At 54.7% G+C, this 22,080-nt stretch carries 20 protein-coding genes and 1 other RNA gene; 3 read left to right on the forward strand and 18 right to left on the reverse strand.

Annotation, left to right across the window (positions count from 1 at the left end; all coding sequences use genetic code 11):
• Positions 1-42 precede the first annotated feature (42 nt).
• Entirely contained in the window at positions 43-408 is a 366-nt protein-coding gene (locus tag ACT3TR_RS00180) for a hypothetical protein (protein WP_226938526.1), read from the reverse strand.
• Positions 409-505: 97 nt separating this feature from the next.
• Between ACT3TR_RS00180 and ACT3TR_RS00185 the strand changes: the two genes are divergently transcribed.
• Positions 506-979: a DUF721 domain-containing protein gene (locus tag ACT3TR_RS00185; protein ID WP_193062578.1), complete on the forward strand. Its 474-nt coding sequence runs from the start codon at positions 506-508 to the stop codon at positions 977-979.
• A 105-nt stretch (positions 980-1,084) separates the two neighbouring features.
• On the opposite strand, the gene lpxC is transcribed toward ACT3TR_RS00185, so the two are convergent.
• The 17 genes from lpxC to rsmI form a co-directional block, all read right to left on the reverse strand.
• Positions 1,085-1,996, reverse strand: a complete 912-nt coding sequence (gene lpxC, locus ACT3TR_RS00190; RefSeq protein WP_193062576.1) for a UDP-3-O-acyl-N-acetylglucosamine deacetylase — start codon at positions 1,994-1,996, stop codon at positions 1,085-1,087.
• Between the two features lie 134 nt (positions 1,997-2,130).
• Complete coding sequence (ftsZ, locus tag ACT3TR_RS00195; RefSeq protein WP_193062574.1) at positions 2,131-3,312, reverse strand: cell division protein FtsZ; 1,182 nt, start codon at positions 3,310-3,312, stop codon at positions 2,131-2,133.
• Between the two features lie 34 nt (positions 3,313-3,346).
• Positions 3,347-4,636 carry a cell division protein FtsA gene (ftsA, locus tag ACT3TR_RS00200; protein WP_193062572.1) on the reverse strand — a complete coding sequence of 430 codons (1,290 nt, stop codon included), beginning with the start codon at positions 4,634-4,636 and terminating at the stop codon, positions 3,347-3,349.
• A 311-nt stretch (positions 4,637-4,947) separates the two neighbouring features.
• A complete protein-coding gene (locus ACT3TR_RS00205; RefSeq protein WP_441684089.1) occupies positions 4,948-5,661 on the reverse strand; it encodes a cell division protein FtsQ/DivIB in 714 nt (237 codons plus the stop codon).
• Between the two features lie 33 nt (positions 5,662-5,694).
• A complete protein-coding gene (locus ACT3TR_RS00210; RefSeq protein WP_444625846.1) occupies positions 5,695-6,618 on the reverse strand; it encodes a D-alanine--D-alanine ligase in 924 nt (307 codons plus the stop codon).
• The gene (gene murC / locus ACT3TR_RS00215) at positions 6,615-8,063 is read right to left on the reverse strand and encodes a UDP-N-acetylmuramate--L-alanine ligase (protein ID WP_193062703.1); all 1,449 of its coding nucleotides are present in this window, start codon (positions 8,061-8,063) and stop codon (positions 6,615-6,617) included. The genes ACT3TR_RS00210 and murC overlap by 4 nt, the downstream gene beginning before the upstream one ends.
• A gap of 17 nt (positions 8,064-8,080) precedes the next feature.
• Positions 8,081-9,178: an undecaprenyldiphospho-muramoylpentapeptide beta-N-acetylglucosaminyltransferase gene (gene murG, locus ACT3TR_RS00220; protein ID WP_444625847.1), complete on the reverse strand. Its 1,098-nt coding sequence runs from the start codon at positions 9,176-9,178 to the stop codon at positions 8,081-8,083.
• An 18-nt stretch (positions 9,179-9,196) separates the two neighbouring features.
• Positions 9,197-10,378: a putative lipid II flippase FtsW gene (gene ftsW, locus ACT3TR_RS00225; RefSeq protein ID WP_441684083.1), complete on the reverse strand. Its 1,182-nt coding sequence runs from the start codon at positions 10,376-10,378 to the stop codon at positions 9,197-9,199.
• Entirely contained in the window at positions 10,375-11,763 is a 1,389-nt protein-coding gene (murD, locus tag ACT3TR_RS00230; protein WP_444625848.1) for a UDP-N-acetylmuramoyl-L-alanine--D-glutamate ligase, read from the reverse strand. Before murD ends, ftsW begins: the two co-directional genes overlap by 4 nt.
• A gap of 61 nt (positions 11,764-11,824) precedes the next feature.
• Positions 11,825-12,907, reverse strand: a complete 1,083-nt coding sequence (mraY, locus tag ACT3TR_RS00235; protein ID WP_192535909.1) for a phospho-N-acetylmuramoyl-pentapeptide-transferase — start codon at positions 12,905-12,907, stop codon at positions 11,825-11,827.
• Between the two features lie 9 nt (positions 12,908-12,916).
• Positions 12,917-14,275: a UDP-N-acetylmuramoyl-tripeptide--D-alanyl-D-alanine ligase gene (locus ACT3TR_RS00240; protein WP_441684079.1), complete on the reverse strand. Its 1,359-nt coding sequence runs from the start codon at positions 14,273-14,275 to the stop codon at positions 12,917-12,919.
• The gene (locus ACT3TR_RS00245) at positions 14,275-15,768 is read right to left on the reverse strand and encodes a UDP-N-acetylmuramoyl-L-alanyl-D-glutamate--2,6-diaminopimelate ligase (protein ID WP_444625849.1); all 1,494 of its coding nucleotides are present in this window, start codon (positions 15,766-15,768) and stop codon (positions 14,275-14,277) included. Before ACT3TR_RS00245 ends, ACT3TR_RS00240 begins: the two co-directional genes overlap by 1 nt.
• A gap of 16 nt (positions 15,769-15,784) precedes the next feature.
• The gene (locus tag ACT3TR_RS00250) at positions 15,785-17,491 is read right to left on the reverse strand and encodes a peptidoglycan D,D-transpeptidase FtsI family protein (RefSeq protein ID WP_441684075.1); all 1,707 of its coding nucleotides are present in this window, start codon (positions 17,489-17,491) and stop codon (positions 15,785-15,787) included.
• Positions 17,488-17,823 carry a cell division protein FtsL gene (gene ftsL, locus ACT3TR_RS00255; RefSeq protein WP_192535905.1) on the reverse strand — a complete coding sequence of 112 codons (336 nt, stop codon included), beginning with the start codon at positions 17,821-17,823 and terminating at the stop codon, positions 17,488-17,490. The genes ACT3TR_RS00250 and ftsL overlap by 4 nt, the downstream gene beginning before the upstream one ends.
• A gap of 2 nt (positions 17,824-17,825) precedes the next feature.
• Positions 17,826-18,782, reverse strand: a complete 957-nt coding sequence (rsmH, locus tag ACT3TR_RS00260; RefSeq protein ID WP_441684072.1) for a 16S rRNA (cytosine(1402)-N(4))-methyltransferase RsmH — start codon at positions 18,780-18,782, stop codon at positions 17,826-17,828.
• 52 nt (positions 18,783-18,834) lie between these two features.
• An RNA gene (gene rnpB, locus ACT3TR_RS00265) (RNase P RNA component class A) lies at positions 18,835-19,206 on the reverse strand.
• Between the two features lie 32 nt (positions 19,207-19,238).
• The gene (gene rsmI, locus ACT3TR_RS00270; RefSeq protein ID WP_444625850.1) at positions 19,239-20,096 is read right to left on the reverse strand and encodes a 16S rRNA (cytidine(1402)-2'-O)-methyltransferase; all 858 of its coding nucleotides are present in this window, start codon (positions 20,094-20,096) and stop codon (positions 19,239-19,241) included.
• Between the two features lie 115 nt (positions 20,097-20,211).
• Between rsmI and ACT3TR_RS00275 the strand changes: the two genes are divergently transcribed.
• Positions 20,212-21,717 carry a penicillin-binding protein activator gene (locus ACT3TR_RS00275; RefSeq protein WP_441684070.1) on the forward strand — a complete coding sequence of 502 codons (1,506 nt, stop codon included), beginning with the start codon at positions 20,212-20,214 and terminating at the stop codon, positions 21,715-21,717.
• A complete protein-coding gene (locus ACT3TR_RS00280) occupies positions 21,707-22,078 on the forward strand; it encodes a YraN family protein (RefSeq protein ID WP_441684068.1) in 372 nt (123 codons plus the stop codon). The genes ACT3TR_RS00275 and ACT3TR_RS00280 overlap by 11 nt, the downstream gene beginning before the upstream one ends.
• Positions 22,079-22,080 lie beyond the last annotated feature (2 nt).

Consider the following 22,080-nt stretch of genomic DNA (forward strand, 5'->3'; position numbering starts at 1 on the left):
TTCTGCAAGCTCTTTTTATTCAAGAGCAGAGACAAAGTAGCTTTATGAACGAATGTCTCGGCATGAGGGCGGGCCGCGTTGGGTCAAAACATCGCTCGCCGCGACAAGGGCTATTAGCGGGGGAAGCCAGTTAAATCGCGCCCGAATCGGCGTGACACTACGGCGACGCTGAGACCAGCGGCGCAGTGCTCGACGCCTTTTTGCAACCCAGTGCGACTGGGCGCGCAAAATAGCGGGCACCCAAAAACAGATAGTAACGTTGCGTTCACCGCCGCGAAAAGCGTCCGCGGGGCTTAAGCTCGCAGGTAGGAGGCAACTTACAAGCAAACCAGCCAGCCACCAACGTGCTATACCGTAGCGGCGCTGGCGCCGCGGCAGAGCAGTTTGTACTTCAAGCGTAGGCGACATGCTGTAGACCGGCTCCTGAGCGTGGTAGGCTCTGCAAATGGGTAATCGGCTTGAATCCGCCGATGCAACGATTTAGGGGTAGCTAGGAATTAAGTGTATGAGTATAAAGGTTAAGCGTTCTCACGCACAGCCCATCGCCCGTCTGCTGTCAAAGTCCGGTGATATTAGCCAGTTAATGCGCCTATCTCGCTTAATCGATCAGGCGCAGCGTCACCTGCGCGCTCATTTACCCGAAGACATGCGCGAACATATCTTCGTGGGCGGCTTTCGCGATGGCCGCCTAACCGTTATTAGTGGTCAAGCTAGCTGGCTGACTTGGCTGCGCTTCGAACAGCGCCGCCTGCTAGACCTGCTTCACCAGCTGCCTGGCTTTGAAGGCGTGAATGGCTTTACGTTTAAAGTTCGCCCAGTACGCCCCATCGTGGCCCCTGCACGCAATACTCGCAGCCTGTCATTAGATGCTGGTAAAACATTAGCTGAGTGTGCTGAAGACACCACCAACCCCGCATTAAAACGGGCTCTTGAAAGGCTTGCCTCACATGCTCGCCCACCAACCAAGCAACCGCTCTGACGAATACACAACTAGCCTCTTTAAGCGGGCCTGAAATGCATAAAGCACCACATGAGTGGTGCTTTATAAAACTGACAATTAACGATTCAGTAATGAACGCCGACCTTACGCCATAGCAGGGGCTGCATAAGAGATCGGTGCAACCGCTTTTTCTTCTTCAAAGGTAATGATTTCGTAAGCATCGGGCTGCGCCATTAGTTCTCGACACAGCTGATTATTAAGCGCGTGACCTGATTTTACACCTCGGAACTCACCAATCAGGCTATAGCCCAACTGGTATAAATCACCAATCGCGTCCAGGACTTTATGCTTAACAAACTCGTCTTCATAACGCAGGCCACCTTCGTTAACAATGCGATAATCATCTACCACGATCGCATTATCTAGACTGCCGCCTAGCGCCAGATTATTAGAGCGCAAAAACTCTAAATCACGCATAAAACCAAAGGTACGGGCACGCGACACTTCTTTAACGAAAGACGTGGTTGAAAAATCAATCAGCGCCGTCTGCTTTTGCTGTTCAAACACGGGGTGGTCAAAGTCGATCGCGAACGAGACCTTAAACCCTTGGTGGGGCAGAAAAACGGCTTCTTTATCGCCATCGGTGACGGCCACACGACGCTTGATACGGATAAATTTCTTAGCTGCATTCTGCTCTAAAATACCCGCCGACTGAATCAAAAATACGAACGGGCTAGCGCTGCCATCCATAATGGGCACTTCAGGCTCGCTTACATCAACGTAAGCATTATCAATACCGAGCCCTGCAAAGGCGGACATTAGATGCTCAACCGTGGCTACTTTAACCCCGTTATACGCAAGCGCCGTGCATAGTCGAGTATCTTCTACCAACTCAGCTTTCGCGGGCACGTGCGCAGCGGGCTCCAGATCGGTTCTAACAAACACAATCCCTGTATTGGCTGGCGCCGGACGCAAAGCCAGATGGACTTTCTTGCCAGAATGCAGGCCCACTCCGGTAGCGCGAATGACGTTTTGAAGGGTGCGTTGTCTGATCATGGATAGTAGTCGTACTCTTATGACGGTGATTACCGCAGGGAAAAAGTTATCAAACAGTGTTCACTTTAACAGTAAGCGAGCGTTTTAGCCAATAAAACGCTTGCTCACTGTTAAAGCCTGCCCGATAAAGAGGATCAATCCGCCTGGCGGCGTAGAAACGCTGGGATGTCCAGATAGTCATCGGCTTCAGTCGACCGGCGCTTTTCAGAACGTGGTTTAGCATTGGCTTCAGGCGCTTCAGAGCGGGCCGTCGCCTGCTGACGCATCACGGTTGGCTGTTGCAGTTTACGATAGTCAGATGAAGATTCTGCCGCCGAACGACGTGCCGGTTCACGCGCAGTCGTTTTAGCTTTGTGATTGCCATCTAAGCCTGCAGCCACAACGGTGACACGCAGTTCGTCGGACATTTCCATATCAATGGAGGTGCCCACAACAATAGTAGCGTCTGGAGAAGCAAATTCTTGCACCGTCGCGCCCACATCATTGAACTCACCAATCGACAGATCAGGTCCTGCAGTGATGTTAACCAGAATACCGCGCGCACCATGAAGATCGATATCTTCCAATAGCGGGCTGCGGATAGCTTTTTCAGCTGCTTCACGAGCACGGTTCTCACCCGTCGCGCCGCCGGTACCCATCATCGCCATGCCCATTTCGGACATCACCGTACGCACATCTGCAAAGTCGACGTTGATAATACCTGGACTTGTGATCAGCTCGGCAATGCCCTGAACCGCCCCTAGCAGCACATCGTTAGCGGCGCTAAAAGCTGTCAACAGCGTGGCATTTTTACCCAACACAGAAAGCAGCTTTTCGTTGGGGATCGTAATCAACGAATCAACGTGCTGAGAGAGCTCTTTCATACCCTCTTCAGCTGCACGCATACGCTTAGGCCCTTCAAAGGGGAAGGGGCGTGTTACTACCGCAACTGTCAGTATCCCCAGCTCTTTGGCGACCTGTGCAACAACCGGCGCACCGCCAGTGCCAGTACCACCGCCCATACCGGCAGTGATAAACACCATGTCAGCGCCTACCAGCAATTCAGCAATGCGCTCACGGTCTTCCATGGCCGCCTGACGACCCACTTCAGGATTGGCACCTGCGCCCAATCCTTTAGTGATCTCACTGCCTAGCTGCAATACCGTTTTAGCTGACACGCGCTTTAATGCCTGCGCGTCAGTATTGGCGCAAATAAACTCTACGCCCTCAATATTGCTTTCGACCATATGGTTAACAGCATTGCCGCCACCGCCGCCAACACCCACCACTTTGATGACCGCACTGCTCGAGGGTGCGTTATCTACCAATTCGAACATAAGCCCCGTCTCCTGAACCGCGCTTGCGGCCCTGTCAGAAATTTCCTTTGAACCAGCCTTTAAATCTTGCCAGCGTCGAATGGTCTTCCTTGATATCACGCCGGGCAAGTTCGTTGCGGCCTTTATGAGCTGCAACAACTCCCCCGTGGCTTTTCAAGCCTTGCCCATAACGCGTTTCCTGCAAGGCATAGTGCAGCAAGCCAACCCCCGTCGCATAAATCGGGTTACGGACGACATCCGCCAAACCTTTTACATTTTGAGGGCAAGCGATACGAACAGGCATATGGAAAATTTCTTCCGCCAATTCGCTAACGCCTTCCATGCGCGAAGTACCGCCGGTAAGCACTATCCCTGCAGCGACCATATCCTCATAGCCACTGCGACGTAATTCATCTCGTATTAGCGTAAACAGCTCTTCGTAACGTGGCTCTACCACCTCAGCAAGCGCCTGGCGTGATAAATCACGAGCAGCGCGATCGCCTACGCTAGGAACTTTAATCATTTCATCACTTGCCGCTAAATGCGTCAGCGCACAAGCGTATTTAACTTTGATTTCTTCAGCATGCTGCGTGGGCGTACGCAATGCCATTGCAATATCGTTGGTGACCTGGTCGCCAGCAATAGGAATAACCGCTGTGTGACGTATAGCACCTTCGGTAAAGATAGCCATATCGGTAGTGCCGCCGCCGATGTCTACCATGCACACACCCAGTTCACGCTCATCTTCTGTGAGTACGGCCATGCTTGAGGCAAGCTGCTCTAAAATAATTGCGTCTACTTCTAAGCCACACCGCCGCACGCATTTTTCGATATTCTGCACCGCGTTTAGCGCCGCGGTGACCAAATGTACCTGAGCTTCTAAACGTACGCCTGACATACCTAATGGCTCACGAATGCCGCCCTGAGCGTCAATCGAAAATTCTTGAGGTAACACATGAAGGACGCGCTGCCCTTCTGAAATAGCACGAGCACGAGCCGAATCAATAACACGCTCAATATCTGAAGGGGTTACTTCACGCTCTTTAATGGCCACGACGCCATCAGAGTTCATTGAGCTAATATGGCTGCCTGCGACGCCAACATATACCGAGTGAATATCACAGCCAGCCATTAACTCAGCTTCTTCTACTGCGCGCTGAATAGACTGCACGGTGGATTCAATATTGATCACCACGCCGCGCTTCATGCCACGCGAAGGATGCGAGCCAATACCGGCAATTTCAATTCCGCCGTCATCGGTAGGTTGACCGACTATCGCGACGACCTTGGACGTTCCAATGTCCAGCCCGACCACCATATTGGATGCGTTGGGTGAGCCTGCCATGAGTCGGTAAATCTCCTTGCGTCATGTTTAAAGGTAAATATAAATAGGGAGACGCTTAATCCAACGTTAAACATTGAAGGCGTACAACCCGAAATAATCAGTGATGTTTCTCAACTCTTGCTAAGTACAAATAGTCGAATTTAAAAACTATTTAACCAGCGCTTGGGTCATAGTATAGAAACAATAGTAGCAATACGACTAGTACAAACACACAATAATAGGCTTTGAAAGCAAAATGAAGCCTAATATCGACTTTTCAGCGATTGCAACCACTCACTTTTACACCTTATTTGCACTAAGTAATAGCATTGTTACTCATCTGGCTCCTCAAATTCACTTTCTCCATGCCACGCAACGGCAACGCCATTAGGGTAGCGAAGATCAATATAACGAATCTTGTCACCAAGAGAATATAGCTCTCGTTGCCATGACGCAGACAATCTGGCTAAGCGAACTTCGTGCTGCCGACGGCCCAACATTACCCAAACACCATCATTTAACTGTAACCGCCAAGCCCCCCTTGGCTCTAAACGCAGTTGCGTTAGATCAAGCGATAACTGCGCAAAGTGAGATTTTAACCGCTGGTAATAGCGCAATACCTCTGCACTGTTTCCGTTAGGCCCTGCTAAATCTGGGAGCCCGGACGGTGGAGAAAGCGGCGCAAAGGCAAAAGCCTCGCCCTCGGGATTAACTAAAAAGTCATCATTCCAACGTGCCACGGGCTGCTGCTCAACCAACTCAAACACTAAGGCATTGGGCCATTCACGGGAAATACGAACTTCATTCAACCAGCCAATATTAAGGGCTCGATCACGAAGTTCACCCAGGTCTGCCGACAGCCAGGTGGCATTAACGACTAGCGGAGCAAGCTGAGTGCGCAAATAATCAGCGCTCACGTACTCCCATTCGCCACGAATAGATACCCGCTCAATGGGGCGATCTAGCCACAGCCAAAGCGCACGCCCTCCGGCCCCCATGAGCAAAGCGAGCAGGATAATCCCCAACCAAGCATTACGCCTTTTCATAAGGCACTTTTTAATAAGGCATTATTCATGCTGTCACTGCTCGCTTGCGGTGTTGAGTATTTGTAGCACGAGATCATCAAAATCAATCCCAGCGTAAGCGGCCGCCTGAGGAACCAGGCTATGACCGGTCATACCCGGCACGGTATTGACTTCCAATAGCCAAAAGCGCCCTTCGCCGTCGTGCATAACGTCAACACGCCCCCAGCCCTCACAACCAATGGCGGCAAACGCCTGCTGGCAGAGCACGGCAAGTGCTGTCTCTTGCTCAACAGACAAGCCGCAGGGCAGATGATACTGAGTCGTGTTGGCGATATATTTGGCTTCGTAGTCGTAAAATCCGCCCGGCACCTCAACGCGAATCGCCGGCAGCACCTGATCGCCCAGCAGCGCGACGGTGTACTCATCCCCAACGACAAAACGCTCCGCCATGACGCGCGCATCAAATTGCGCTGCTTCTTGGTAGGCCGATTCCAGCGCTGCCTGACTTTTCACAATGCTGATACCAAGCGTTGAGCCTTCATGCACCGGCTTCACCATCAACGGCAAACCAAGCTCAGCTACCACGGCAGACCAGTCAGAGCTTGCATCCAGCATAATGCTTTCAGGCGTTGGTAGACCCATCGCGCGCCATACTTGCTTAGTGCGCTGCTTATCCATACCCAGCGCAGAGGCAAGAACACCGCTGCCCGTATAAGGGATATTGAGCAATTCCAAAGCGCCCTGTAGCGTTCCGTCTTCTCCACCACGTCCGTGCAGAGCGACAAACACCACGGAAGGCGCCAGCTGCTCCAAGCCAACTAGGCCTTTATCGCGAAGATCATAGCCACATACCGCCACGCCTTTACGCTTCAGCGCATCCAGAATCGCGGTACCGCTTTTGAGCGACACATCACGCTCAGCAGACGTGCCGCCGTAAACCACAACGACGTTTTGTGTATTGGTCACATCAACGCTCACAGTTCTACCTCATTCATCACTAGCTGCGCCTGCGCCAGGCGAAGAGAAATTCCGCCCACATCGCCGGCCCCTTGAGTAATTAAAATATCACCGGGGCGTAGCACGTTGGCGAGCAGAGTTGGCAGCTCATGCTTATGCTCTACAAATAGCGGGTCTACTTCGCCACGTTGGCGAATAGAGCCTGCCAGCGTTCGCCCTTCTGCACCGGGAATCACGGCCTCACCGGCACTATAAACATCCAGCAGCACCAGCGTATCAACCTGGGAAAGTACCCGCACAAAGTCTTCGTACAAGTCACGAGTCCGGCTATAGCGATGGGGCTGATAGAGCATTATCAAGCGGCGTTCGGGCCAACCTGCGCGAATGGCCTGAATCACCATGTCGACTTCACGCGGATGATGACCGTAGTCATCTACCAACATGATGTCGCCATCTCCTTTTGGTGCAGGAAAGTGGCCATGCACCTGGAAACGGCGCCCTACTCCAGCAAAGCCCGCCAAACCGCTTAAAATAGCGGCATCACTAACGCCAGCATCGGTGGCCACGACAATCGCCGCCATGGCATTTAATGCATTGTGACGCCCAGGCATCGCTAAACGTACCTTTAGCGGTTCAACGTCTCCCGGGCGCAGCGCGGTAAATGTGACTTCACCGCCGCACTGAGAAAAATCTACAATGCGATAGTCCGCATCGCTGTCAAATCCATAGGTCACGAATTGGCGCTTAACTTGCTCGCAGAGGCCGCGAATGTGCGGATCATCAATGCAAAGCACCGCCAACCCATAAAACGGTAGGTTGTGCAGAAACTCGATAAAGGTGCTCTTCAGACGTTCGAAGTCACCGCCATACGTCGCCATATGATCAGCATCGATATTGGTAACAATGGATACCATCGGCTGAAGATGCAAAAACGAGGCATCCGATTCATCGGCTTCCGCGACCAAGTAATCACCGGCGCCCAAGCGTGCGTTAGCGCCGGCACTGGTGAGCTTCCCACCAATCACAAACGTAGGATCAAGCCCACCTTCAGCTAGCAGCGTCGCCGTTAAGCTGGTCGTCGTCGTTTTACCATGGGTACCGGCGACGGCAATGCCATGTCGAAAACGCATCAGCTCTGCCAGCATTTCTGCCCGGCGCACGACCGGCACGCGGTGCTCGTGGGCCCAGCGAATTTCCGGATTCGTGTCATCAATGGCGCTTGATACGACCACCACATCCGCGCCATCAACGTGGGCTTCAGCATGGCCAATATCGACACAGACGCCGCATTGACGCAGCCGCTCCACCGCGGAGGAGGCGTTCATGTCACTGCCACTAACGGTGTAACCCTGATTGGCGAGCACCTCGGCGATACCGCACATACCGACGCCACCGATGCCCACAAAATGAATACGCCGGATGCGGCGCATTCCCGGGGCCGTGGTACAACCACGCTGGGGCGTCATGGACTTGATTAAATCGGTCACGCGGAGTCTCCTAACGACACCATCGCCAAACACCCTTCCGCTAAGCGCTCTGTGGCGTCTAAATGAGCGGCTTGGCGTGCTTTAGACGCCATCATTGCCAGAGTATTCGGGACGAGCAATTCATTTAAAAAATCGGTTAAACGCTCAACGGTCAGATCTGACTGAACAACGCACTGTGCAGCACCGGCGTTTACCAGCACCTGGGCATTGATACGCTGATGGTCGTCAACCGCAAACGGAAAAGGCACCAGCAGCGCTGGCTTAGCCGCCGCGGCCAGCTCAGCGACCGTTAAGGCGCCCGAACGGCATACGACAAGGTCAGCCCAATCATAGGCAGCGGCCATGTCATCGATAAACGCACTGACCTCCGCGACAACACCGTATTGCTGGTAAAGCGCTGCTGTATCTGCGTCACGACCTTTGCCTGCCTGATGGCGCACTTGGGGGCGTTGCTCTTCAGGCAGCTGCGCCAAAGCAGGCGCCAAGCGCTCATTAAGCGCAACCGCGCCAAGCGAGCCACCCACTACTAACAATCGTAGAGCGCGCGCGGACAGTACAGTCACATCACGCGGCGCACTGCCTAGGCTGGCAATATCGTCACGCACCGGGTTGCCGATAACGTCAGCTCGCGCGCCAAAGGCTTCCGGAAAAGCCGCAAAGGTGCGCTTGGCGAAGCGTGATAAAACGCGGTTGGTGAGCCCCGCCACAGCATTCTGCTCGTGAATAATCAGCGGAATGCGCATTAGCCATGCTGCCAGCCCACCGGGGCCGCTGGCAAAACCGCCCAGCCCTACCACAGCCTGGGGTTTGAAATCGCGAATAACTGCGCGCGCCTGCAAAACGGCGCGGGTAAGATTGAGCGGCGTCTTGAGCCAGCCCATTAACCCGTTGCCACGTAGCCCGCTTACTGCAATGGTGTGCAGTGTAATGCCTGCCTCAGGAACAAGGCGATTTTCAATGCCCCTGGGGCTGCCTAGCCATTCAACGTCTACTTGCTGCGCTTGCAATGCCCGAGCGAGTGAAAGCGCTGGAAACACGTGACCACCGGTTCCACCTGCCATGATCAGCACTCTTCGACGTGCGTTCGTGGTCACATTAAACTCCTAAAATGCCTACGATAAACGCGGCTCATGGCGCGGCTTATAAGGGGTAGAGGCACGCCGAGGACGATGGCGTGTTTCGGCATCGACGCGCAGCAGTAGCCCCACCATCATACCGGTCACCAACAGGCTCGAGCCGCCATAGCTTATCAGCGGCAGCGTTAGCCCTTTGGTAGGCAGCAAGCCTGAACTGACCGCAATATTGATAAATGCTTGAGCCGCGATGACAAAGCCAATACCGTAACTGACATAAGCACCAAACAGATGGCCCGCCAGCTCAGCACGCCGCCCAACCCACATCGCGCGGGCTATAAAAAGTGTAAACAGTAAGACAACAATAATGGCGCCAATCATGCCGAGCTCTTCAGCAATGACGGCAAAAATAAAGTCGGTGTGCGCCTCAGGCAAATAGTGCAGCTTTTGAACACTGTTGCCCAAACCAGTGCCGGTAACATGGCCACGACCAAACGCAATTAACGCCTGAGTCAACTGGTAGCCCGTAGCGAACTGATCCGCCCATGGGTCGAGAAAACTGGTCCAACGCGCCAGCCGGTAGGGTTCAATAACGACCATCATAACGGCGCCAAACCCCAGCAGCCCGCCACTACCGAGCAGTAACACCAGCGATGCCCCGCTCATCATCAGCATGCCGATGACACAAATAGCGAGCACCACCATGCCGCCAAAATCGGGCGCTAGAAACAGCAGGCCAACAGGTGCCGCCAGTACAGCCAGCGGGCGCCACATGCTAAATGCCCGCTGACGCAGGTCGTAGGTAAAGCGCGACATAAACGCCGCCATGTAGAAAATAAGCCCAATTTTGGCAAACTCAGAGACCTGTAAGCTAGGCAAGGGTCCCGGCAGCGCAATCCAGCGTTTACTACCATTAATTTCTTGGCCAACGAACAGCACCAGAATCAACAGAAAAATACTGGCCATGAGAATCAGTGCGGCATTTTGGCGCCAAACTTCAAGCGGCACGCAGAGCATAAAGATACAGGCGACAATAGAGATCACTAGAAAAACGCCATGCTGACGCGAGTAGTGAAAGGTATCTTCCAACAGGCCAATCGATGCTGAGCTGACCATGACCCACCCCAGTCCCGCTAAAGCAACGGCTGCGATAATCAGCCAAATATCGCAAGGTAGATCGCGGGTCGTAAGTGCACTGCGCAAACGCTGAAGCCTGCTCATAGCGAGGCCTCGATGGCACGCTGCGCCCTCTGCTCTACCCAGCGTCGAAACATATCGCCGCGCTCTTGATAATTGGCAAACTGATCTAGGCTGGCACAGGCGGGGGATAAGAGCACGCAATCTCCGGGTTGAGCGAGTTTAAAGGCAGCCTCCATGGCTTGGGATAAATTGTCTACTTCTTGAACACTCACATGCTTAATTAAGGCGTCAGCTAAGCGCGGGGCATCTAAGCCGAATAGCAATACATGCCGCGCGCATGAGGCAAGCGGCGCCGCTAAAGGAGAAAAATCCGCCCCCTTACCTACTCCGCCAGCCAATAGAATCAAGCGCCCGTCAAGCGAAGCGCCAATACCATTAATGGCCGCTAACGTAGCCCCTACATTGGTGCCTTTAGAGTCGTTCACCCAGGTAACGCCGTTAATACGCGCCACCACTTCACTACGATGCGCCAAGCCTTTAAATTCACGCAGCGCATCACACATGGGCGCTTCGGCAAAGCCTAGCGCCTTCCCCATGGCCAGCGCGGCAAGTGCGTTGGCGTAATTGTGCTGGCCGGTCATAGGCATCTCATCAGCCGCCAGCCAAGGCTTATTACCCTGCATTAACGTCAACGTATCGTGATAAAGCGCCAAGCCCCATTCAGAACTGCTGGGCGCTTTCATTGAAAAGTGAGCAATCTGGGCAACCGGCTGGTCCGGCCACGTTAAAGGCTCATCGGCGTTGACAACGGCGTGCTGGGTTCCGATAAAAATTCGCTGCTTTGCCGCGCGATAACCGTGCATATCACCATGACGATCCAGATGATCTTCCGACAAATTTAAAAAAGCTGCACAGCTGGCGCCTAAACGAGGCGTTGTCTCAAGCTGGAAACTGGAAAGCTCTAGTATGAAAAGTTCAGCATTAGGATGGCTGGCCAATAAATCCAGCGCGGGAGTGCCTAAATTACCGCCGACAGCTGCATCAACACCGGCGACAGCCGCCATGTCGCCCAATAGAGTGGTAACCGTCGACTTCGCATTAGATCCTGTGATCGCCGCAATAGGTGCATGGGCTGCACGCACAAAGAGCGCAATTTCACCGACCACCATTGGCTCGCCGGTGTCAGGGTTTAACCGATCAGCAAGGCTTTCTAGTCCCGCCATACGAGGATCAAGACCTGGGCTCACTACTACCTCTTTTACATCGCTCAAATCAAGCGCTGTGAGCGCGCCACAGTGAATAGCAACCCCAGGATGAGCAGCGCGAAAGTCATCCAGCCCCGGTGGCGCGACGCGTGTATCGGCGACCATATAGGGCAGATTTAAGCGCGTTAAATGACGGCAAATAGCGCGACCTGAAACCCCTAGCCCTACTACCAGCGTCAAACCTTTAGCTACTCGAACCATCAACGGCTTCCTTGTCGCACAATGCCACGCCCATTAGGCGTAGCCGTCATGACCACGTGCATTAACGAATTTTGAGCGTCGCAAGGCCGAGTAACACCAGCACTACGGTAATAATCCAGAAGCGTACGATGACGCGAGGCTCGGGCCAGCCTTTCAATTCATAGTGGTGGTGCAACGGCGCCATACGGAAGATGCGACGCCCGGTAAGTTTGTAAGATCCCACCTGAAGAATCACTGACACTGTTTCGAGGACAAAAATGCCGCCCATGATAAATAGCACTATTTCTTGGCGAACAATTACCGCCACAACGCCGAGCGCAGCGCCCAGTGCTAGCGCGCCCACATCGCCCATAAAAACTTGCGCGGGATAGGTGTTAAACCACAAGAAACCCAGCCCAGCACCGGCAATCGTGGCGCAAAAAACCGCTAGCTCACCGGTGCCGGCAATAAACGGAATGTGCAGGTAGTCGGCAAACACGGTGTTGCCGCTCGCATACGCGAAAACCGACAAGCCCATCGCCACAAGCACGGTAGGCATGATCGCCAGGCCATCAAGACCATCGGTCAAGTTCACCGCGTTGGAGCTACCCACAATGACAAAATAGGTTAGAACGATATAGAAAACGCCCAAAGGCAGGGCAACGTCTTTGAATAGCGGCACGAGCAAACTGGTTTCAACCGGCGTAGAGGCGGTGACATAAAGCAGCACCGCGGCACCTAACCCCACGATAGATTGCCAAAAGTATTTCCAGCGAGCAGGCAGACCGCGCGGATTTTTCTCAACCACTTTACGATAATCGTCCACCCAGCCAATGGCGCCAAAACCTAAGGTGACCGCCAAGACAATCCAAATATACAGATTCGTTAAGTCACCCCACAGCAAGGTACTGATCGCAATGGCCAGCAGTATCATTGCCCCGCCCATCGTGGGCGTGCCTGCTTTAGAGAGATGAGACTTAGGCCCATCATCACGCACTGCTTGACCAATTTGCCCTTCAACCAAACGCCTGATCATCCATGGCCCTAGCCACAGGCACAGCATTAATGACGTGAGGGCACCTAAAATCACCCGCAGGGTTAAGTAATTAACAACCTGGAAAGCAGATTGGTACTGCGATAAAAAATTCGCCAAGTGAAGTAACATGAACGGCGTTTACCTTATTTCATCCGAACGCAGCGCTTTAACGACATTTTCCATGCCTGCGCTGCGCGATCCTTTCACCAGCAACGTGGTATCAGGCGGCAAAGTATTAGTGACATGGCGCGTTAGCGCCTCGTGGTCGTTAAAATGCAGCCCTCGACCAAAGGCATCGCTGGCGGCACGGGCGGCCTCGCCTAGCGTCAACAGCTCATCAATCCCCAGTGCCGCGGCATAGCGGCCAATCTCTGCATGCAGCGCGTCCGACTCACGGCCTAGCTCACCCATCGCACCTAGCGCACACCAGCGGGGCGCAGGAAAGCTTGCCAGCGTATCCAAAGCCGCCTTGACCGCGCCAGGGTTAGCATTATAGGTATCGTCGAGCACATTGGCCCCACGTAAACCGGGCACAACGGCCAACCTACCTGCTAACGTTTGCAGAGACTGAAGGCGTTCAACAACCTGCTCTGCAGTAACGCCTAGCACTAATGCCGCTGCTGCCGCAGCCAGCGCATTACTGACATTATGCTTACCCAGCAACCGCAGTTGAACGCGGCCTAACGCTGCACCATTATGCATAAGCGTGAAAGCATAACGTCCTTGAGGATCACAGGAAAGCGCTGAGGCGCTAACATCAGCCAAGCTGTGAAAGCCAAAACTCACTAATCGCCGAGGTGCATTGCGCGCGGCCCAAAAGGAAAAATAGCGATCGTCGCGATTCACTATGGCTGTACCGCTCTCGCTTAGGCCGTCCAGCACTTCGCTTTTCGCCTGTGCGATCTGGCCCATTCCGCCAAACTCACCGACATGAGCACCGGTCACGTTGGTAATAAGCGCAACGTCAGGCTTTGCCATGTGAACCGTCCAGGCAATTTCACCTAGATGGTTCGCCCCTAACTCTATCACGGCAGCGGCGTGACTCGGCGCTAGCCTCAACAGCGTAAGTGGCGCACCGATATCATTGTTCAGATTGCCTTGAGTGGCTAAAACATTGCCCAAAGGTGCCAGCAGCGCCGCACACATTTCCTTAACGGACGTTTTACCACTATTGCCAGTCACGGCCACTAAAACGCCATGCCATGCTTGGCGATGCGCCCCGGCGAGCAACCCTAGACCTAAACGCGTGTCGGGGCATACCAGCTGAGGCACATCGCTATCGATAGGCGTATCGACTAAAACCGCTGCAGCGCCGAGTTCATAGGCATGTTTGACAAAGTCATGGCCATCAAAAGTAGGCCCTCTTAGCGCCACAAACAGGCACCCTGGCTCAATTTTACGGCTATCGATGACGATCGAGCTGATCAACAGCTCAGCATTGGCGGTAGGCACGGCAATGCTGAGCATTGTGGCTAGCTGACCGAGCGTCCAGCGCATCACAAGGCTCTCCGTACAGCAAAGGCGCGCAGGATCTCTTGACTGTCTTCATAGGCGTGGCGCACCCCTTGCACATCTTGATACGCCTCATGCCCTTTTCCAGCGATCAGCACCACGTCCTGAGCACTAGCATCATGAATAGCGGTCGCCACGGCCTGGCGACGATCCGCTATTTCAATAGGCTGTGCAGCAGCGGAGAAGCCTGCCAATATTTGCTGACGAATGTCTGCAGCTGCCTCATACCGAGGGTTATCATCGGTAACCACAACGTTGTCCGCGAGCTGTTCGGCGATCTTGGCCATTTCGGCACGCTTTCCCGTATCGCGATCGCCACCACAGCCAAATAAGCACCATAGCTTACCTGCACTGCCCAAGTGCGCTCGCAGCGCTTGCAATGCGCTGCGCAGAGCGTCTGGCGTATGAGCATAGTCGACGACCACACTAGGCGTATCAGTATCGCGGTAGAGCGCCATGCGGCCGGGTACGGGAGTAAGCGATGGCGCGGCCTCAAAGAGCGCATCAATCGACTCTCCGATCCCATAAAGCACAGCCATTGCCTGCAGCACATTGTCTAAATTAAAACGGCCCATCAGTTTTAACGACAGTATCTTCTCGCCTTCCGGCGTTGCAATCATTGCCTGCTGACCATGCTCAAAGGCCTGCCAGTCCATCACTCTGAACGTGACCGCCTCGTCTTGGCCCGTCGCCAAGACACGAACGCCTTTGGTGCAGCCTGCCAGCATTAAACGCGCCAACGGATCATCACCGTTCACAACGACTAAGCTAAGCTCTGAGCGACGAAATAGCTTCGCTTTTGAGGCCGCATAGGCTGCCATGCTGCCGTGGTAATCCAGATGATCGCGGGTCAAATTGGTAAACACGCCCACGCTAACGTTGACGGCCTCCAAGCGCCGCTGATCAAGCGCGTGAGAAGAGACTTCTACCGCGACACGACGAACGCCCTGCTGCGCAAGCTCGCCCAGCGCCGCTTGAAGCATCAGCGGACCCGGCGTTGTTAAACCGCTATCATTAAGCGCACCTGGACGCCCCATTCCTAACGTACCAATGACACCCGCTTTTGTTCCCAGCGCCTCGCTGAGAGCCGCGATGTAATGCGTCACTGAGCTCTTACCATTGGTACCGGTAACGCCGATGACTTCAAGATCAGACGGCACTTTAAACAGCGCGCTGCCGAACTCGCCCAGGCGCGCCGACAGATGAGGAAGCGCCAACACCCGCCCCTCTAACTGCATATCGTCATCCAGGCCTTGCGCCAAGACAAGCGCAGCGCCAGCTTTAATAGCCAGCTCAATAAAATCGCGCCCGTCACGCTGGCTACCCGGCACCGCCACAAAAATGTCGCCCGGCTGAAGCTTGCGCGAATCTGTTTCGATCCGCACCTCTGCTGGGAGCGTAGGCAGGTCAACGGGCAGCGGTGACGCTGGCCATACCTGCCTGAGCGCCGTCAACACATCGCCTTGACTCAGCGTCATGCCATCTCCTTAAAAGCTACTCCGCCTCGTGATCTGGCGGCACATCTAACAAGCGTAAAGCATTACCCGTTACGCTGGAAAACACGGGCGCTGCAACGGCTCCGCCGTAAAACCCACCCTCTTTGGGGTGATCAATCATGACAACGGTAACAATTCGCGGATCTGAAATAGGCGCAATCCCAGCAAAAACACTGCGATAGGCATCAGTGGTATAGCCCTGCTGGCCTATTTTACGCACCGTGCCCGTTTTACCCCCCACGCGATAGCCTTCAACGCGTGCTCGTCGTCCGCCGGTATAGGCGGCAACCGAGGTTTCAAGAATATTAAGCAAGTCATTGGCAACCGTAGGCGACATCGCCGGTATACCCTGAGGCGGTTCAGAAAGGCGCAGTAAAGACGGCGGCAAACGTTCGCCATTGTTTGCAATAGCGGTGTAGGCACTCGCCAACTGGACCGCTGAAACGGATAGGCCATATCCATAGGCAAGCGTTGCCCGCTCGCTGCGCGACCAGCGTACTGGGGCAGGCAAACTGCCCGTCGACTCACCGGGGAAGCCGGTGCCAGGTGCCTGCCCTAACCCTAACTGATTGTACTTTTCCCAAATCGCAGTATCGCTGAGTCGTAGCGCCAAACGAGACATACCCACGTTTGAAGAGTGCTCAAGGATCCCCGCTAGATCTAACTCACCGTAGTCACGAAAATCGCGAATGGTAAACTGATCCAACCGCATCCAGCCAGGCGAGGTGTCTACCAAGGCATCACGATCTACGACACCACTTTCCAGCACGGCGGCCATTGCCAATGGCTTCATTACCGAGCCTGGCTCAAACACATCCACCAGCGCCTGATTACGCAGCCCACGAGGATCAAGCCCCGCCCGGTTATTGGGGTTGTAGGAAGGCAGGTTGGCCATCGCCAACACCTCCCCAGTGCGTGCATCCATCATCACCAGCACACCGCCATCCGCGTCATGTTTGGCGACCGCCGCTCGCAGCTCGCGGTAGGCCATGTACTGGATGCGCTGATCAATCGCTAAAATCAGCTCGCCCCCTGGTTGGGCCTCACTAATCACACCCAGCTCGCGTACCAAGCGGCCGCGGCGATCTTTAATCACGCGGCGCTGCCCCGGGTGCCCGGCTAAGTAGGACTGATAGGAGAGTTCTAATCCCTCCTGGCCGACATCATCCACGTTGGTCACCCCCAGCAGCTGGGCAGCCACCTCACCGGCAGGATAATAGCGCTTATATTCACGCTGGGGATAAACGCCCGGAGTGCGCAAGTCGAGAATTCGCTGAGCGGCAGCAGGCGTCATTTGGCGACGTAAATACATAAATTCACGTTCACTATAACGCGAGACCCGCGATTCAAAATCGTCCAGCGTCATTCCTAGCGCTTGCGCTAACATCACGCGTTGAATAGCGTCTGCTGGCAATTCCTGTGGATTGGCCCACAGCGTTACTACGGGTGTAGAAATTGCCAGCGGCTCGCCATTGCGATCTGTAATCATACCCCGGTGGGCAGGTATCGCTTCATGACGAAGGGTTCTGGCATCCCCCTGACTCTGCAAAAAGGGACGATCAATAACCTGCAGAAGAGTGATACGGCCAATGAGGATCGTAGACGCCAAAGCAACGGCGATAAGAATAAAAAGAAAACGCCCGCCGCCTAAAGGAGGCGCAACGGGCTGCTGACGAGAGGTACCGCCTCGACGCTCACGCATCATGGTCGAATCACCTCTACATCGTTGACATCGGGAATTCGCATACCCAGGCGATCAGTAGCAATTTGCTCAATCCGTGCAGGTGTTGACCAAGCGCCTTCCTCAAGCAATAGCTGCCCCCATTCAGTTTGCAACTGACTCTCCTCTTGCTCTAGCTGTTGCAACTGAGCAAATTGAACCCGCGTCATGTAAGTCGTGACGACGACGCCCAACCCAGAGGCCATGCAGAGTAAAAACAACAGGCTAATAATGACGGGCCAAGTGCGCAAACGCAGCTTAAAAGGCCATTCGGTGCGTAGCGTGGTTGCCCACTGCTCAATCCGATCCATGCTCATGATTACATCCGTTTACGCGCAGCCCGCATCACGGCGCTGCGTGAACGAGGATTAGCATCCACTTCCTCTCCGCTTGGCCGCACGCCTCTGCCCAGCGCTTCAAGGCGGCGATTCAGCTGATCGTCGCGGATAGGCACGCCGCGCGGCAGATGAGTATCGCCGCGCACATGATGACGAATAAAACGTTTCACACGACGATCTTCCAATGAGTGAAAGCTGATCACAACCAAATGCCCACCGGGTGCCAGCGCCTCTAACGCGGCATCTAGCGCGCTGTCCAGCTGCTCAAGCTCACCATTGACAAAAATGCGCAGCCCTTGGAATGCTTTCGTTGCGGGATGCCGTCCTTTTTCCCAGGCGGGATGAGCGACTTTCAGCACTTCTGCTAAGTCCACCGTATGGGTGAACGGCCTTTCAATGCGCCGGGTCACCACGGCACGCGCTAGGCGTTTGGCATAGCGCTCTTCGCCATAGGTTTTGAACACGTAGGCAATATCGGCTTCGCTCGCCCGCGCCAGAAACTCAGCAACGCTTTGTCCCTGGGTAGGATCCATTCGCATGTCCAGAGGGCCGTCGCGCATAAAACTAAAGCCGCGCTCAGGATCATCCAACTGAGGCGATGAAACGCCCACATCTAGCAGTATCCCTGAAAGCTTGCCGAACACGCCCTGCTCGCGGGCAAACTCGCCCAGCTGGGCAAACTCACGCTGGGTAATGTGGAAGCGCGAATCGTCTATTTCAGCGGCAGCCGCAATGGCCTGAGGGTCGCGATCCATCGCCAGCAACCGGCCATGCTCATCAAGCCGGTCCAAGATCACGCGTGAGTGACCACCTCTCCCGAAAGTACCATCCAGATAAACACCTTGGTTGTCATTGACCAAGGCATCGACAGCACCCTCCAGTAATACGCTGGTATGGCGAAAGCGGTTAGCAACCTGTTCAGCGTCAGGAGAAGGCATGTTTCTCTCACAGAAAATTTGGGAAGGCGTGCATGCACGCCTTGGTATAAAAAAGGGGAGTCGGCCGATAAGCCGGGTTCTGTCGTGGACAGCCATTCCTCTAGGCGCTGCGTTACCACAGCGCTCAAGCAACCTACCCGGACCCAGCGCGGGCCACGCCATTGGGTCCCTATTTGGTCTTGCTCCGAGTGGGGTTTACCATGCCACGCACTGTTGCCAGGCGCGCGGTGCGCTCTTACCGCACCCTTTCACCCTTACCGGCCCCCAGCATCTATATCCGGGGGCTTAGGCGGTCTACTCTCTGCTGCACTTTCCGTCGGCTCGCACCGCCCAGGCGTTACCTGGCACTCTGCCCTATGGAGCCCGGACTTTCCTCCCCCGACACCTTTTAAGGGGTATCAGCGGCGACTGTCTGGCCAACTCCGGCGGCAAGCATACCAGCGCCCTCGCCTAGCCTCAATGCTCACCTTTGATTGCTTGCAAACGAGCGTACCAAGCTTGCTTGCGTCCACCAAGCATTCGCGCGGCAATTGCGGCTCCCTGCTTCACTCCAACACCCTCCGCCAATAGCGCTTCTAATAGCGCATCCGCTGAAATATCTTGGCGTTCACTTTGCACAACGGGCGGCGCACCGGCCACGATCACCACAAATTCGCCACGCGCTTGATTCGGATCTTCCGCCAGCTGTGCCAATAACAGCTCGGGAGTGCCATGAAGAAACGTCTCAAAGGTTTTCGTCAATTCACGTGCCAACACTACGTCCCGCTCAGCCATCTGTTCTTGTAAGGCCTCCAGGGTATGCACGATGCGATGAGGAGACTCATAAAACACCAGCGTCTCTTCGCGGGTTTTCCAAGACTCTAACGCCTGACGGCGAGCGCCTGGTTTAGCAGGCAAAAAACCGCCAAATACAAAACGGTCTGTTGGCAAGCCTGCCCCAGACAGCGCGGTAATTAATGCACAAGGGCCCGGGATCGGCACAATATGACGATTACGAGCGCGCAGCTCACGCACCAGTACAAAACCTGGGTCGCTAATCAGCGGCGTACCTGCATCACTGATCAGCGCAATGTCTTCGCCCGCAGCAAGATAGCTGTCTAACGTATCTACCCGGCGCGCCTCATTATGCTCATGCAATGAGAGCATCGGCTTATTCAGCCCTAAATGTGCCAAAAGACGGGCACTATGACGAGTATCTTCCGCGGCAATGCGCGATACTTGCCCTAATACTCGGGAGGCACGTGAGGTTAAGTCTTCTAAGTTCCCAATTGGCGTAGCAACCACGTACAATGTGCCCGGATTATGATCTGTCATTGATGACTCTCGATTCGTTGATGGCTTGCTCTGCCGGTGCGCTATGCTTGTGCAGTGGCCTCGTCAATCGCAGGCAAGCTGCGACAGCGCAAATGGACATTTTAAGGAAGGATACATGAAACAGTCATTACGTGGCTTACTCGCCGCTGCCCTCATGGCACTTCTGGTTGCTGGCTGTGCTATGCAGCCGCCCAGCGTGGTTGACCGCGCGTCCGGCGAGGACGCCGGCCAATTACTCAGCCAGGCAGAACAACAAGCACCGGAGCAAGCCGCCAAAACCCGCCTCGAAGCAGCCAGCATTTTGGCCGGTCAAGGCGAGCGTGACAAGGCGTTTGAAACCGCCGATGCCATTGATGAAAGCCTTTTATCGGAAGGCGATCGCGTGCGCTGGGCGCTGCTTTTCTCTGAACTGGCACGGGCGCTAGATGACCCACGTGCTGTGCTACGCGCCACTCAGGTACTCAACGACGAACTGCCGATGCAGGCTAATCAACAGGAAACCCTGGAGGAACGCCAGCGCTGGGCACGAGAAGCGTTAGACCAGCAGGGCATGGCCAATGTTGCGCTACCCGAGCTTGAAGGCCAAGAAATACGCCGCATTGTGGTTGCCCTACCCGAATCGGGCCCGCTTAGCAGCGTTGCCAACACCATCGCGACCGCCATGCGCAAGCACCATGACACTAAAGGTGATAACACAGAGCTCAGCTTTCTAGATGCCTCACGCTATTCACTGGATGAGCTGTACCAGCAGGCTCAGCAAATGAATGCCCAGCTAATGATTGGCCCGCTTGATAAAGACCAGGTCACTCAGCTAGAACAGCGCGACAGCGTACCCCTGCCGACACTGGCGCTCAATTACGGCAGCGGTGACCACAACCAGGCACAACGCCTGTTCCAGTATGGTCTTTCCGCTGAAGATGAAGCTCGCCAAGCCGCTCGCCGCGCTTGGCAAGATGGTCACCGTCAAATGTCAATGATGGTGCCCGATAATGGCTGGGGGCGCCGCGTAGGCGAAGCCTTCTGGAACGAGTGGAAAAGCCAGGGTGGCGAAATTACCAATGCCGTTCGCTACAATCCTGAAAGCTCTGTTTCTACCGCCGTCCAAAGCGCACTCAACGTAAGCGGTGAACGTGCGCGCTTAGGCAACATTGATGCCCTCTTTCTGCTTGCCTTGCCAGAATATGCTCGCCAAGTACCACCTACGATGGATTACTACTACGCCCCCGACTTACCCATCTACGCCACCTCACATCTACACGAAGGGCGCCTACAGACTCGCCTGGATCAAGACCTTAACGACGTGATGTTCATGGATATCCCGTGGCAAATTCCGGACGCGGCCGTCGGTGGCGAAGAAGCATTGCCCTTCTCAGCCTCTTACCGCAGCTTTCGCGATGAGTCCGATGCCTCGATGTTCCGCCTAATGGCGATGGGCGTTGATGCTTACGAGCTGGCTATTCGCTTTTCTAACCTAGCGGAGTTAGAAGGTTTAAGTGGCAGCACCGGTACGCTGTCCTTGAGAAGCGACGGACGCATTTACCGCGAACTGCCGTGGGCGAAATTTCAAAACGGCGCTCCCGCACCTATTTTAATTCCTAACCTGGATAACAGTGGCGAATAATGCCCAAACCGCTCGGGCGCGCGGCGCGGCCATAGAGCAAATAGCTGCTCAATGGCTGTGCCAGCAAGGCCTCACCCTCGTTACGCAAAATCATTACGTGAAAGGGGGTGAACTTGACTTGGTGATGCGGGATGGCGATATTCTTGTGTTTGTCGAAGTCAAACATCGCACCACCACGCGCTACGGGCACCCGCTGGAAACCGTCACGCATCAAAAGCAGCAGCGCCTAATACGCGCTGCAAGGCTATATCTCGCTCGCGGCGGGCTTTCATCGCCCTGCCGGTTTGATATCCTGGCAATTATTGGCAAGCCGCCCAACCTAGAGTTTCACTGGGCGAAAGCTGCTTTTGATGCCTTTTGACT

This window comes from Halomonas sp. AOP12-B1-6, from assembly GCF_052379225.1.
Lineage (GTDB): Bacteria > Pseudomonadota > Gammaproteobacteria > Pseudomonadales > Halomonadaceae > Vreelandella > Vreelandella casei.

What these genes read in the sequence shown, in the direction of transcription:
- rsmH (WP_441684072.1), bottom strand. Translation starts at nt 18,782, where the DNA reads ATGCCTTCTCCTGACGCTGAACAGGTTGCTAACCGCTTTCGCCATACC.
- lpxC (WP_193062576.1), bottom strand. Translation starts at nt 1,996, where the DNA reads ATGATCAGACAACGCACCCTTCAAAACGTCATTCGCGCTACCGGAGTG.
- rsmI (WP_444625850.1), bottom strand. Translation starts at nt 20,096, where the DNA reads ATGACAGATCATAATCCGGGCACATTGTACGTGGTTGCTACGCCAATT.
- ftsA (WP_193062572.1), bottom strand. Translation starts at nt 4,636, where the DNA reads ATGGCAGGCTCACCCAACGCATCCAATATGGTGGTCGGGCTGGACATT.
- ftsW (WP_441684083.1), bottom strand. Translation starts at nt 10,378, where the DNA reads ATGAGCAGGCTTCAGCGTTTGCGCAGTGCACTTACGACCCGCGATCTA.
- ACT3TR_RS00180 (WP_226938526.1), bottom strand. Translation starts at nt 408, where the DNA reads ATGTCGCCTACGCTTGAAGTACAAACTGCTCTGCCGCGGCGCCAGCGC.
- ACT3TR_RS00250 (WP_441684075.1), bottom strand. Translation starts at nt 17,491, where the DNA reads ATGATGCGTGAGCGTCGAGGCGGTACCTCTCGTCAGCAGCCCGTTGCG.
- ACT3TR_RS00275 (WP_441684070.1), top strand. Translation starts at nt 20,212, where the DNA reads ATGAAACAGTCATTACGTGGCTTACTCGCCGCTGCCCTCATGGCACTT.
- ftsL (WP_192535905.1), bottom strand. Translation starts at nt 17,823, where the DNA reads ATGAGCATGGATCGGATTGAGCAGTGGGCAACCACGCTACGCACCGAA.
- ACT3TR_RS00185 (WP_193062578.1), top strand. Translation starts at nt 506, where the DNA reads ATGAGTATAAAGGTTAAGCGTTCTCACGCACAGCCCATCGCCCGTCTG.
- ACT3TR_RS00240 (WP_441684079.1), bottom strand. Translation starts at nt 14,275, where the DNA reads ATGCGCTGGACGCTCGGTCAGCTAGCCACAATGCTCAGCATTGCCGTG.
- ACT3TR_RS00205 (WP_441684089.1), bottom strand. Translation starts at nt 5,661, where the DNA reads ATGAAAAGGCGTAATGCTTGGTTGGGGATTATCCTGCTCGCTTTGCTC.
- murC (WP_193062703.1), bottom strand. Translation starts at nt 8,063, where the DNA reads ATGACGCCCCAGCGTGGTTGTACCACGGCCCCGGGAATGCGCCGCATC.
- mraY (WP_192535909.1), bottom strand. Translation starts at nt 12,907, where the DNA reads ATGTTACTTCACTTGGCGAATTTTTTATCGCAGTACCAATCTGCTTTC.
- ACT3TR_RS00245 (WP_444625849.1), bottom strand. Translation starts at nt 15,768, where the DNA reads ATGACGCTGAGTCAAGGCGATGTGTTGACGGCGCTCAGGCAGGTATGG.
- murD (WP_444625848.1), bottom strand. Translation starts at nt 11,763, where the DNA reads ATGGTTCGAGTAGCTAAAGGTTTGACGCTGGTAGTAGGGCTAGGGGTT.
- ftsZ (WP_193062574.1), bottom strand. Translation starts at nt 3,312, where the DNA reads ATGTTCGAATTGGTAGATAACGCACCCTCGAGCAGTGCGGTCATCAAA.